The 13575-nt window shown below is 52.2% G+C and carries 10 protein-coding genes; all 10 read left to right on the forward strand.

Translation table 11 applies throughout. The features are described 5' to 3' along the window. Positions 1-430 precede the first annotated feature (430 nt). The 10 genes from SD425_RS04145 to SD425_RS04190 all read left to right on the forward strand — a co-directional run bounded on the left by SD425_RS04145 (position 431) and on the right by SD425_RS04190 (position 13454). A complete protein-coding gene (locus SD425_RS04145; protein WP_324675701.1) occupies positions 431-961 on the forward strand; it encodes a GNAT family protein in 531 nt (176 codons plus the stop codon). Between the two features lie 214 nt (positions 962-1175). Then, positions 1176-2423 (forward strand): glycosyltransferase family 1 protein, encoded by a 1248-nt coding sequence (locus tag SD425_RS04150; protein WP_324675703.1) that lies wholly within the window; start codon positions 1176-1178, stop codon positions 2421-2423. A 71-nt stretch (positions 2424-2494) separates the two neighbouring features. Beyond that, the gene (glf, locus tag SD425_RS04155; protein WP_324675705.1) at positions 2495-3673 is read left to right on the forward strand and encodes a UDP-galactopyranose mutase; all 1179 of its coding nucleotides are present in this window, start codon (positions 2495-2497) and stop codon (positions 3671-3673) included. 209 nt (positions 3674-3882) lie between these two features. Continuing rightward, the gene (locus tag SD425_RS04160; protein WP_324675707.1) at positions 3883-5190 is read left to right on the forward strand and encodes a family 1 glycosylhydrolase; all 1308 of its coding nucleotides are present in this window, start codon (positions 3883-3885) and stop codon (positions 5188-5190) included. Positions 5191-5192: 2 nt separating this feature from the next. Beyond that, entirely contained in the window at positions 5193-6125 is a 933-nt protein-coding gene (locus SD425_RS04165) for an SDR family oxidoreductase (RefSeq protein WP_324675709.1), read from the forward strand. A gap of 254 nt (positions 6126-6379) precedes the next feature. Then, positions 6380-9778 (forward strand): preprotein translocase subunit SecA, encoded by a 3399-nt coding sequence (secA, locus tag SD425_RS04170; RefSeq protein WP_324675711.1) that lies wholly within the window; start codon positions 6380-6382, stop codon positions 9776-9778. Positions 9779-9935: 157 nt separating this feature from the next. After that, positions 9936-10628, forward strand: coding sequence for a deoxyribose-phosphate aldolase (gene deoC / locus SD425_RS04175; RefSeq protein WP_324675714.1), 693 nt, complete (start codon positions 9936-9938; stop codon positions 10626-10628). Beyond that, positions 10609-11166 carry a sporulation protein gene (locus SD425_RS04180; protein WP_324675716.1) on the forward strand — a complete coding sequence of 186 codons (558 nt, stop codon included), beginning with the start codon at positions 10609-10611 and terminating at the stop codon, positions 11164-11166. The genes deoC and SD425_RS04180 overlap by 20 nt, the downstream gene beginning before the upstream one ends. A gap of 211 nt (positions 11167-11377) precedes the next feature. Then, complete coding sequence (locus SD425_RS04185) at positions 11378-12625, forward strand: M20 family metallopeptidase (protein WP_324675718.1); 1248 nt, start codon at positions 11378-11380, stop codon at positions 12623-12625. Continuing rightward, positions 12618-13454 (forward strand): hypothetical protein, encoded by an 837-nt coding sequence (locus tag SD425_RS04190; protein WP_324675720.1) that lies wholly within the window; start codon positions 12618-12620, stop codon positions 13452-13454. Before SD425_RS04185 ends, SD425_RS04190 begins: the two co-directional genes overlap by 8 nt. Positions 13455-13575 lie beyond the last annotated feature (121 nt).

Here is a 13575-nt window from a genome sequence, read left to right on the forward strand (position 1 = left end):
TGTCAGAGGTTTTCTTTTACTAAAATACCTTGCGAAAAAGTAATAGCTATAGCAGAATAATCATCTTCCATACAACTTCACAGTGGACTATAAGCTAAACCATTATTTTGATAATGTCTGCTTAGAATAATTATAATGAATGCTGATCAAAGTGTTGTTAATAATAATTTTTACATAAAAAATTATATTATAAAGTGTTGTTCACTGTGTAGCGTTCTTGTTTTATTCTAATACTAAGTAGTATATTGAAGTGAGTTTATTTCTTAGCGAGCTACTTTTGCAAGCAATTAAATAGCGGACGCGTCACGTGTGACCTATGTTCCTACAGGAAATAAAGCAATCTGTCGGCAAGGAATAAGCTAGCTGTTCAACTGCCACATGTGTTACTCTTCCCGTTATACTGTACCATTAGCTTATACCTACGCTATACATGCTTCAATCCGCAACCGTGCAACTCCGGGCACTGGAAGATTCTGATCTAGACTTTTTGTACGAGCTAGAGAATGACCCAGCTATTTGGTCCGTTTCTGATACACTAGTGCCGATTTCGCGCTTCACATTGCGGCAATACCTAGCCAACGCAACTGCTGATTTTCACGAAGTACGGCAGCTACGGCTCATCATCTGTTCGGTTGAAGGTAATAACCCTGGCAAACCTGTTGGAGTGCTCGACCTATTCAACTTCGAGCCGCTGCATCAGCGCGCAGGAGTTGGGATAACAGTACTTGCTACTGAGCGGCGCCGCGGATATGCGCAAGCGGCGCTGGGGTTATTGCTAGAGTACGCGGGCCAACATTTACGCCTGCATCAGCTCCATTGCACGATTTCAGCTGATAATCAAGCTAGCTTATTACTGTTCCAAGCCGTTGGTTTTCGGGAGGTCGGAATTCGCCGTGAATGGCTCCGAACGGCTGCGGGCTGGCAAGATGCCGTAGAAATGCAGCATATTATTAAAATTTAGTTAAAGTTCAGCTTGCTGACAATGATGAAGTTAGTCAAGTACTTAGAAGGAAAGCTGCATACATAGCGTTGAGCTTGTGCAAGATGGAGGGAGCAGATGGTCGCGTCACAAGCATCCTTTTTCCTCGCCGCCCGTATATGTAATCACTGCGGGATTAGGCACCTGTACCGAACAGTATTACCAGTCCTTCTTTCTACTTTCCAGCTCCTTTGATATGCCGCTCCCGACCTCGGCGGAGGCACCACCACGTGCTGCCTCTCCAATGACCCAACCAGACACTCGCTCCGCTTCTACCACCTCTTCCGCCGACCCTATTGCAGATTCTTACACTTTACCTGATCTAGTGTGCTTTGCACACTTACACTGGGACTTTGTGTGGCAACGGCCACAACACTTGCTATCACGATTTGCTCAAAAAGGCCGCGTTTTCTACGTAGAAGAAGCATTTGTTCATCCTGACCAGGTAGAGCCGCACCTGGAAATCAAAGACCGGCAAAACGGCCTAAAAGTCGTAGTAGCACATTTGCCCGCAGGCCTAGACGAGGCTAGCTCCAACCAGATTCAGCAGGATTTGCTGAAGCGTTTTTTTGCTGAAAACGCCATCAACCAGTACGTATTCTGGTACTACACCCCGATGGCGCTGGATAAATCAAGAGATTTTACGCCTGCTGTCACCGTTTACGACTGCATGGATGAGCTGGCAAACTTTAAGTTTGCTCCGCCTCGTCTGCGTCAATTAGAGCAGGAGCTATTCGAACGTGCTGACCTCGTTTTTACAGGCGGACAAAGCCTTTACGAGGCGAAAAGCAAGCAGCACAACGATGCTCACGCTTTCCCAAGCAGCATCGATAAGGACCACTTTGGCTTGGCACGCACCGACATGCCTGATCCGCAGGACCAAGCCGCCATTCCGCACCCACGTGTGGGTTTCTACGGTGTAGTTGATGAGCGCCTCGATATAGAGCTGCTAAGACAGCTAGGCGCGGCTCACCCCGAATGGCAATTCGTAATCATTGGGCCAATTGTGAAGATTGATCCAAATACACTGCCCCGCACTTCCAACATCCACTACCTAGGTGGTAAAGATTACTTGCAGCTGCCAGCCTATATCCACGGCTGGGACGTAGCAACGCTACTCTTTGCTGATAATGAGAGTACTAAGTTCATCTCGCCTACCAAAACGCCCGAGTATCTGGCTGGTGGTAAGCCGGTTGTCAGCACGCCGATCCGCGACGTGGTGCGCCCTTACGGTGAACTAAACCTCGTGCAGATTGCTGCCAATGCTGATGACTTTGCTAAAGCCATCGAAGTAGCACTAAAGCAGAAAGACGATGCCGATTGGCAACGCCGGACCGACGAGTACCTAGGAACAATTTCTTGGGACTTAACCTGGGACGCCATGGTAAACCTGATGCAGCAAAAACTGGCTGCCAAGCGTACTAGCTCTAACCAAGCTAGTTAATACACCAACCTGACTAGGCCGTTCATCACTGGCCCCAAACCCAATCTCAACTACCAAGACCCAGTTAAGCTATGTTCGACTATCTCATCGTCGGGGCCGGTTTCGCCGGAAGCGTGTTAGCCGAGCGGCTAGCAACCCGTTCCAACAAGAAAGTGCTCATCGTAGATAAGCGCAGCCACATTGCTGGCAACGCGTATGATCACTATAATGAGGAAGGTATATTAGTACACAAATACGGTCCGCATATTTTCCACACCAACTCGAAAGACGTATTTGAGTACTTGTCTAACTTCACCGATTGGCGCCCATACGAGCACCGTGTGCTCGCCTCGGTAGATGGACAACTAGTACCAATGCCTATCAACTTAGATACCATCAACAAGCTGTATGGCCTAAACCTGAACAGCTTCGAAGTGGAGCAATTTCTGGAGTCGCAAGCCGAAGAAGTACCCGTAATTCGTACTTCAGAGGATGTGGTAGTAAGCAAGGTTGGTCGTCAGCTGTACGAGAAGTTCTTCCGCAACTACACGCGCAAGCAGTGGGGCCTCGATCCGTCGGAGCTGGATAAGTCGGTAACGTCGCGTGTACCTACCCGCACCAACCGTGACGACCGTTACTTCACGGATACGTATCAGGCAATGCCGCTGCACGGCTACACTCGCATGTTCGAGCGTATGCTGGAGCACCCCAATATCAGCATCATGCTGAACACCGACTACCACGATATCATCGATTTCATTCCGTTCAAAGAAATGATTTTCACGGGTCCGGTAGATGAGTATTTTGACTTCAAATTCGGCAAGCTGCCTTACCGTTCGTTGGAGTTCAAGCACGAAACGCTGAACACAGAGAATGCCCTAGCTGCCGCGGTGGTAAACTACCCCAACGACAACCTGTACACACGCATCACGGAGTTCAAAGCCTTGACGGGCCAGAAGCACCCCAAGACCAGCCTCGTGTATGAGTATCCGAAAGCAGAGGGTGATCCGTATTACCCAGTGCCGCAGCCTCAGAATGCCGAACTGTACAACAAGTACAAGAAGCTAGCTGACGAAACCCCAGGCGTACACTTCGTAGGTCGCCTAGCTACCTACCGATACTACAACATGGACCAGGTAGTAGCGCAAGCACTGACGCTTTACAAGAAGCTTACGGAGAAGACGGAAGAGGTAACAACCAAACTGCCGCCCATCTCAGGTTCGACTTCCATCATCGATAAGATCGTAAAGCGGGCGCCTTCCAAAGAGTAGTCTCGTTTATTATTTGAGCCGATAGCGAACAATCGGCAACAGGATAGCTGTCATCCTGGGCTCGCGCAGAACCTCTTCACCCTAGTGGCGGCCCTCCGCCTAGGCCTGAAATCAGGTTCCTGGCGCGGCTCAGGATGACAGTCCTTTTTTCTAGTTGTATGAACTCAACACTAGAAAAAAGTATAGCAGTTCGTTTAAATGCAACAAGGATGGAACCAGTAGAAGTATGGGGCGGCGTGGAATGCACCATTCGGCGAATAGGGGAGGGGTATTCCGACCAACTCGCTAGCAGTGGCCACCGCACCCGAATTGAAGACTTGGATCTGTTTGCGGAGCTAGGTATTCGCAAGCTGCGGTACCCGATTCTGTGGGAGCAAGTTGCCCCCGAAAGTCTTGACAACCCCGATTGGACCTGGACGGATGAGCGCATGGCGCGGCTCCGCGAGCTAGGTATCGACCCCATTATCACTTTGCTGCACCACGGAAGTGGACCGCGCTACACGGCGCTGCATCAAGATAACTTTGTACCGGGGTTGGCGCGTTTTGCCGGGATGGTGGCCGAACGTTATCCGTGGATAACGCACTATACCCCTGTCAACGAGCCACTCACCACGGCCCGGTTCAGCGGCTTATATGGCATCTGGTATCCGCACGGCACCGATGACCAAACCTTTGTCCGGATCCAGCTGAATCACATCCATGGCACAAAGGCTGCCATGAAAGCTATTCGGGAAGTGACTCCGGAGGCGAAGCTGGTGCAAACCGAAGACCTAGGTAAAACGCATAGCACACCAAACCTAGAGTATCAGGCCGAGTTCGAGAATAACCGACGCTGGCTGACCTACGATTTGCTCTGTGGTTACTTGGACGAAGGCCACCCCATGTGGGAGTACCTTCGTCATCATGGCGCTTCTGAAGAAGAGTTGTTGGACCTAGTCCATGAGCCATGCTCGCCTGATATCCTAGGCATCAATCACTACATCACAAGCGAACGGTTTCTCGACGAGAACCACCAGTACTTTGAGCAACATCGTCGGGTGCACGGCGGTGAGCGGCCCGACTATGCCGATGTCGAGGCCGTGCGTGTCCGACCGATTCAGCTACTTGGCTTTCATGGCTTGCTCAAAGAAGCGTGGGAGCGGTACCAACTGCCCATCGCTGTTACCGAAGTTCACCTCGATTGTACCCGCGAAGAGCAAATGCGCTGGGTACAGTATGCCTGGGATGCGGCCAATAAATTGAAAGAAGAGGGTATCGATATGCGGGCCATAACCATATGGTCTTTGCTCGGTGCTTACGACTGGAATTCGCTCCTGACGCAGGAAGGCGCCTTTTACGAAAGCGGTGTATTCGACCTGCGCGGCGGCAAGCCTCGGTCTACTGCTCTGTTCAAAATGGTTAAGGGCCTCGCGACAGAAGGCAGCTACCATCATCCGTTGCTACAAGCAAAAGGATGGTGGGAGCGAGACGACCGTTTCCGCTACCATCACCATGCTCCCACCTCCAAGACCTCCTAGCTATGAAAATACTTGAACAAATTGACTCATCTTCGGGTCAGCCCCAACAGGCTATAAGGCCGCTACTTATCGCGGGCGCTAGTGGCACGCTTGGCCGCGCTTTTCAGCGCATTTGTGCTATGCGAGGCATCGAAGCCGTTGCGCTGAGCCGCGCCGAGCTAGATATTTCTGACCCCATCTCGGTAGAAGCTGCGTTTTCCCGATACAACCCGTGGGCAGTGGTGAATGCTGCTGGCTATATGCAGATCGATAAAGCGGAAAAAGACTTTGAGCAGTGCTACCGCGAAAACACCATCGGACCCGCCGTTTTGGCTGCCGCTTGTGCTTACCGTGAGGTTCACTTTCTCACGTTTTCCACGGACCTTGTTTTCAATGGGAATAAGTCGGCAGCGTACGTGGAAAGCGATACGCCTTGCCCACTCAATGTATATGGCAACAGCAAGCGCCTCGCTGAGCGCGACGTATTGGCCTGTATGCCCAAAGCATTGGTGGTACGCACCAGCGCTTTCTTTAGCCCTTGGGATGAGTACAACTTCGTGTATCACGTGTTGCGTGCCGGCCACGGTAAGCAAGCCTTTGAAGCTGCCAACGACGTGCTCATCTCGCCCACGTACGTTCCGGATCTGGTAAACGTATCCTTGGACTTGCTCATCGATGAGGAGCGCGGGGTTTGGCATCTTGCCAACCAAGGCGCTTACACGTGGGCCGACCTAGCTCGCCTAGCTGCTGACATGGCGAGCTTGGATACGTCGTTTGTTGTGCCCCGCTCAATGCAAGCGCTCGGCTTACCAGCTGCTCGGCCCATCTACAGCGTGCTAGGTAGCAAACAGGGGCAGTTGTTGCCCGCAAGTGAAGAGCGCTTACACCGTTGTGTTTCTGAGGTAATGGCCACCATGCGTAACCCTACGGAAGAACTAATGGCAGTAGCGTCGTAAGCAAGTAGTTGTGCCATTTTATAGCTGACCTAGGTAGCTTCCTTGACGTTTTGCTGACCAGCTTAAGCAGCCCAGTTTGACCGCAAGCGAAGTCATTAAAACTCTGCCAAGATTTCCTTATCTGAAACCCTGCATACTTCTTGAAGGAGCAGGGTTTCTTCGTTCTGGGAACCAAGGAACACCGCGGGCGGGTTTTTCCTAAAAACGCCGTAAATTTGAGGTGCGCCCCGGCGTTTCAGCTAAAAAACAATAGCATGCTTGATTTTATAGGGAAGACCGTCGCCAAGATTTTCGGCTCGAAAGCGGACCGTGACTTGAAGGAGATTATCCCGTACGTGTCACTTGTCAATGCCGAATATGCCAAACTGGCATCTATCTCCGATGATGAGCTCCGTCAGCGCACGGAAGAAGTGCGGGGGCGCATTGATGCGCATCTGAAGGGAATAGACGACCAGATTGCCGGGTTGCACCAGCGCATCGCTAACGAGGCTGCCCTCGACGCTACGCAGAAGGAAGCAATCTTTGATCAGATTGATGCGCTGGAAAAACAGCGTAACAAGGATCTGGAGGTAGTACTATTGCAAGTACTGCCGGTGGCTTTTGCCATTGTTAAAGAAACGGCTCGTCGCTACAAAGAAAATGGTCAGTTGGTCGTAACCGCTACCGATTTCGACCGTGAGATTGCTCGTCGCAAAAACAACGTTATCATCAACGGGGACAAAGCAACCTGGGCCAACAAGTGGACCGCTGCGGGTGCTGAAATCACCTGGGACATGGTACACTACGACGTGCAAATCATTGGTGGCGTAGTACTGCACCAGGGTAAGATTGCGGAGATGGCTACGGGTGAAGGTAAAACCCTTGTCTCGACGCTGCCATCCTTCCTCAATGCCCTTGCGCGGCGCGGTGTACATATTGTAACCGTCAACGACTACCTAGCTAAGCGTGACTCGGAGTGGAATGCACCCTTGTTCGAGTTCCACGGCATCACCGTTGATTGCATCGACAAACATCAGCCAAACACTGACGCGCGTCGACAGGCTTACCTAGCCGATATTACCTACGGTACCAATAACGAGTTCGGCTTCGACTACCTGCGCGACAACATGGCGCGCGACCCCGAAGAGTTGGTACAGCGCAAGCACCACTATGCCATGGTCGACGAAGTGGACTCGGTGCTCATCGACGATGCCCGGACGCCGCTTATCATCAGCGGCCCCGTACCCCGTGGCGACGTGCACGAGTTTTATCAGTTGAAGCCCCGCATTCAGATGCTGGTAGACGCGCAGAAAAAGCTCGTGCAAGATTACTTGGTGCAAGCGCGCAAACTCATCAAAGAAGGCAGAGACGGCGCGAAGGAAGGCGACGGCGGATTAGCATTGTTCCGCGCCTACCGTGGTCTGCCGAAGAGCAAGCCGTTGATTAAATTCTTGTCGGAAACGGGTATCCGGGCCGTATTGCAGAAAACAGAAAACTATTATCTGCAGGACAACTCACGTCAGATGCCCGAGGCCGACATGCCGTTGTACTTCACCATCGATGAGAAGAACAACCAGATCGAGCTAACCGAAAAAGGTATTGACCTCATTACGGCCCAGGGCGAAGATCCGCACCTGTTCATCATGCCCGATATTGGGTCTGAAATCGCCAATATCGAGAAGTCGAAAGAGCTAGGTGAAGAAGAGAAAGTGCACGAGAAAGACCGCCTGATGCACGAGTATCAGGAGAAGTCGGAGCGCGTGCACACCGTGAACCAGTTGCTGAAGGCTTACACGCTGTTCGAGCGCGACCAAGAATACATCTTGACCGAAGACGGTAAGGTGAAAATCGTGGACGAGCAGACCGGCCGTGTCATGGAAGGTCGTCGCTATTCTGACGGTTTGCACCAAGCTATTGAGGCAAAGGAAAACGTGCGCGTAGAAGATGCCACGCAAACCTATGCTACCGTGACCTTGCAGAACTACTTCCGCATGTATCACAAGCTAGGTGGCATGACGGGTACGGCCGAGACGGAAGCCGGTGAGTTCTGGGAAATCTATAAGCTTGACGTGGTAGTTATCCCGACGAACCGCCAGATTTCGCGCAAAGACGAGCACGACAAAGTCTACAAGACCGTACGTGAAAAGTATAATGCCGTAGCCGAAGAAATCCAGACGCTGGTGCAAGCTGGCCGTCCGGTGCTGGTAGGTACTACATCGGTTGAAATTTCGGAGCTGGTAAGCCGCATGCTGAAGCTGCGCGGCATCAAGCACCAAGTACTGAACGCCAAGCAGAACCAGCGCGAAGCCGAGATTGTAGCTGCTGCTGGCTTCCCCGGCACCGTGACTATCGCCACCAACATGGCCGGCCGTGGTACCGACATCAAGCTGCGCGAAACCTCGCGTGACTCGGGTGGCCTAGCTATTATTGGTACAGAGCGCCACGAAAGCCGCCGCGTTGACCGCCAGCTGCGTGGTCGTGCCGGTCGTCAGGGCGACCCAGGTTCTTCGCAGTTCTTCGTGAGCTTGGAAGACAACCTGATGCGTTTGTTCGGCTCGGATCGGATTGCCAAACTCATGGACCGTATGGGCCTAGAGGAAGGCGAAGTGATTCAGCACTCCATGATTACGAGCAGCATCGAGCGGGCACAGAAAAAAGTCGAGGAGAATAACTTCGGCACGCGCAAGCGCCTGCTGGAGTACGACGACGTGATGAATGCCCAGCGTGAAGTAGTCTACAAGCGCCGGCGCAACGCCTTATTCGGCGAGCGTCTGGAGCTGGATATCTGGAACATGATTTATGATGTCTGCGAAGACATCGTAGTTGGTCACAAGATTACCAATGACTACGAAGATTTCAAGCTAGCTATCATCCGTGTGTTCGGCTACGACACGCACCTGACGCAGCAGGACTTTAGCGCCGTACAGGCTCCGCAGCTCACGCAGCGCCTCTACGACGAAGCCCTAGGGTATTACCACAGCAAGAACGAGTTCATTGCCGGCAACACCCTGCCGCTAGTGAATGATTTGCTGAGCCAAAATGCCCCGTACGAGAACATTGCTGTGCCATTCACCGATGGTCGCAAGCAGTTGCAAGTCATAGCCAACCTGCGCCGCATGCAGGAAAGTGAGGGTCACGAAGTGATTCGCGGTATGGAGAAGGTGGTTGTGCTGTCGGTTATCGACCAGGCCTGGACCCAGCACCTGCGGCAGATGGATGACCTCAAGCAGGTGGTACAGAACGCCGTGTACGAGCAGAAAGACCCGCTTTTGGTGTACAAGTTTGAGTCGTTTGAGCTATTCAAGCAGATGATCGGCAAAGTGAATGAGGAAACCGTTTCCTTCTTGTTCCGCGCCGACGTGCCAGTGCAGCAAGGTGCTCAAGGTTACGACGAGCCCGAGTTCATGCTGGAAGATGAGCTGCCTGCTCAGCCTGCACCGAAGCTGAAAGCTCGCAAAGAAGTTTCGTCGGTGTCACTCGGCGCCGGACCCGAAGACATGGGGCCTGAAGACGCACCTATTGTTGAAAAGCAGCAGCCTGCGCGTGCTCAGAAAGTGGCTAACCGTAATGATAAGGTGAGCGTGCAGTATATGGACGGACGGATCGTTCGTGACGTGAAATACAAAACGGTGGAGGATGACCTCATTAATAATCGTTGCGTGCTTCTCGATTAAAAAGAATTGAGCATATTAGTTTAATAATTAATGGCAGGCGGGTATCCGTCTGCCATTAATTGTTTTTTAACTATATTCGTCATGCTCTTTTCAAAGCTAGCGTGGGGTTTAGTTACTTGTTGTCTTTCTGCGCGCCAGCTAACCACCTATTTGCACGATGTTTCACCCGATGAGTGCTACTGCTACGAACCTCGCCACTCGTATTGACCACACCTTATTACGGCCAGACGCTACGCAAGCCCAAATTGCCCAGCTCTGCACGGAAGCCGCCCGCTACCAGTTTGCCACCGTCTGCGTGCCGCCGTGTTACGTGCGATTTGCAGCCGAGAAGCTACTTGATACCAGCGTAGTAGTTTGCACGGTAGTTGGTTTCCCCCTAGGATACCAGCTTACCAAAGTGAAGTTCTTTGAGGCACATCAAGCCCTCACCGATGGAGCACGTGAAATCGATATGGTGATGAACGTAGCCGCCTTCAAATCCGGTCAGCTGGAAGAAGTAGAGGAGGAAATCGGACAACTCTCCGAACTCTGCCACTTCAAGGGGGCGCTCTTGAAAGTTATAATTGAAACAGCTCTGCTGTCGGAAGATGAAATCATCATGGCGTGCGAGCTTTGCGCTGACGCAGGGGCTGATTTCGTGAAAACCTCCACTGGCTTTGCTAGCCGTGGTGCTTCCGAAGCTGATATTAAATTAATGCGCCGTCATTTGCCTGGCCATATTCGTATTAAAGCGGCTGGCGGTATTCGTACGCGCACGGCCGCTTTAGTATTAATTGCCGCTGGCGCCGACCGAATTGGATCGTCGAATAGCGTGGCCTTGCTGGAAGAAAATGAAACACCTGCTCCATAACGTGTCTTTTGTATTTGCGCTGCTTGCCCTAGCTTCTTGTGCGGCTACTGCACCTAGTGTCGCCACTACTGCGCCCGCTCCTGCCGATACGACTCGGAAAACGCCCGCGTCATTGCCTGCCGAGGACCTAAGCAAGTACCGTCCTGCTTTTAGCGGAGCAAAAACGGAAAGCAGTGCTCCTGTGGCAACTGCCAAACCGCGTCCGGTGCCACCCACTAATCAAGTAAATACTCAGATAGACCAACGGCTGCGTGACCAAGCGTATACCAATCAAAATGTGAAGTATGCGCAAGGCTACCGTATTCTCGCGTACGTGGGGCTAGAACGTGACCAAGCTATGGCCGTCCGACGAACCATCATTGGGCAGTATCCCGAAGAAACGGATTATGTCACCTTCAAGCAGCCGGTTTATCGGTTGTGGGTAGGCGATTATCTAACGCGCTTAGAGGCCGAGCAGGCAATACAACGTATTCGCCCGTTGGCTCCTAAAGCTGAGTTGCAGCCCGCCCAGATAGTATTGAACAAAACGACTTACTAGGCCTTGCGCTTTATAGGAAAACATTGAGGTAGTCAGTTGCTAATTTTTAGCGGCTGGCTATTCGCTTTTATAGAGTAGATGTTGATGTTTGTGGAAGGTTTGCCTAGCTAACAGGTAAGATTCAGAAACTAGGTTACTTTGCTAGAAGTTACTGCTACTAACTGCTGTTCACAGCATGCTAAAATCCGTGTAAGCCCGCGGTTCAACTAAGATGATCGAGACTATCAAACAACTTGCAGCTGATAATGCAGCTGATACTGTAGCCTTACGTCAGCACCTGCACGCGCATCCGGAGCTTTCGTTTCAGGAATTTGAAACAGCTGCTTTTGTAACCGCCCAACTCCGGCAACTCGGGCTAGATCCGCAGCCCATGGCAACGACAGGCTTAGTGGCGCTGATAGAAGGACGGAATCCTGGCCGGCGCACTGTGGCTTTGCGTGGCGATATGGATGCACTACCCATCTTAGAACAGAACGACGTGCCTTACAAGTCGACGAAGCCAGGCGTGATGCACGCGTGCGGGCATGATGTGCACACGTCTTCTTTGCTAGGTGCGGCCCGCATTCTGACGCAACTGCGCGACCAGTTTGAAGGTACGATAAAGCTTATTTTTCAACCCGGTGAGGAGTTGGTGCCCGGTGGTGCTTCCTTGATGATTAAGGAAGGCGTACTGGAAAATCCGGCTCCGGATAGCGTATTAGGGCAGCACGTTTTCCCGATGCTACCAGCCGGGCAGATTGGTATTCGCAGCGGCCGTTACATGGCTAGTACCGATGAGTTATACCTAACCGTACGTGGGAAAGGCGGGCACGGCGCCATGCCCGACCAGAACCTAGACCCCGTGTTAGTAGCTGCTCACATCATTGTGGCGGCGCAGCAGATTGTGAGCCGGCGCGTGAACCCAAAGATTCCGACGGTACTGTCGTTTGGAAAGGTGATTGCCAACGGTGCTACGAATGTAATTCCCAACGAAGTACGCATAGAAGGTACTTTCCGCGCTCTGGATGAAGCGTGGCGTGAAGAGGCACATGTTATTCTGCGGAAGCTGGTAGAAGGATTAGCCGAATCGATGGGCGCGACGTGCGAACTAGAAATCCGTCGGGGCTATCCTTGCCTCGATAATGACCCCGAACTAACTGCGCGGGTGCAAGCTGCAGCCGCAGAATACCTAGGTGCCGAAAACGTCATTGAAATTGATCAGTGGATGGCAGCCGAAGACTTTGCTTATTACTCGCAATCAGCAAAGGCGTGCTTTTACCGGCTGGGTACCCGCAGCAGCAATGGCGACGGTCGTTTTGCCTCCTCCGTGCACACGCCTACTTTCGACGTTGACGCTAAAGCACTTGAAGTAGGACCTGGTCTGATGGCTTGGCTCGCCATTTGTGAACTGGCCTCAGGTGACTCAACAACTACATCTGAGACGCTCGCGGCTACCTCGGCGGCCAGCGCTCATGCTTAATTCGCCAATCGCTCTTAGGTTTTGGCGGCTAGGTGCTGCTAGTCTGCTACTAGCCGTGCTGGTTGCTAGGCCCGCAGCCGCGCAGGACCGGCGAGTGGTAAACGGGCTAGAACTGTGGCCGGAGTTACAGGCTGAGCGTGCGTTACAAGGTGACAATTACGGTTGGCTAGGTGTAAGTGGTCCAATGACTACTACCGTCAGTACCGATCTAAAATATGTAGGAATACGGGCTGGCTACGAACACTTCTGGAACAACCAATGGAGCGGGGGAGGCTTGCTACAATTCGCTGCCTATAGTAGCTATCGAAGTGGTAGCGGTGCCTCAAATTTGAGTGTGGACGTGACGCCAGAGCTTTATGTGCGTCATTGGAATACGCTTGGTAGCTTCAACTTCCGACAGCGGCTCGGTTTAGAATACTTCATTCCGGCCGGGGAGGCAGAAAGCCGGGCGCTGACCCGTTTGCGCTTCGACTTAGACCGGCTTGTGTCAGTAGGGCGCCTCGTGTTACGGCCACGCATCGCCTACGAGGGCCGAGCCTTTTTGCGGTTGCAGCGTGATGCGAATGAGCCCAAGGAACGTGTAATCGACTATACAATGCTACGCGCAGAAGTAGGCGTACGGCTTTCCGACCATATTGACTTTACGCCTTGGTTCGCGCACCAAACAGCATATACCTTCACGCTTCCTCAAACGGATGCCACAGGGAAAGTCACGATTCTAGGTGGGCGTCGCAACTTCGTTACGCCTTACCTAGGCTTAGACGTGCGCTATACGCTCTTCCGCGGCAAGGAAGTGTTCGAGCGGCGACAATTGCCGACGCAACACTAATTGCATGACGTAAGGCAAGCCAGTTAGTATCATTCTGAAGCGACCAACAAAAGCCACCTAGGTTCAGCGAAAATTATCCTCGCTGAACCTAGGTGGCTTTTGTTATGAACACCAACTGCCA

Origin of the sequence: Hymenobacter sp. GOD-10R (assembly GCF_035609205.1) — a bacterium.
Lineage (GTDB): Bacteria > Bacteroidota > Bacteroidia > Cytophagales > Hymenobacteraceae > Hymenobacter.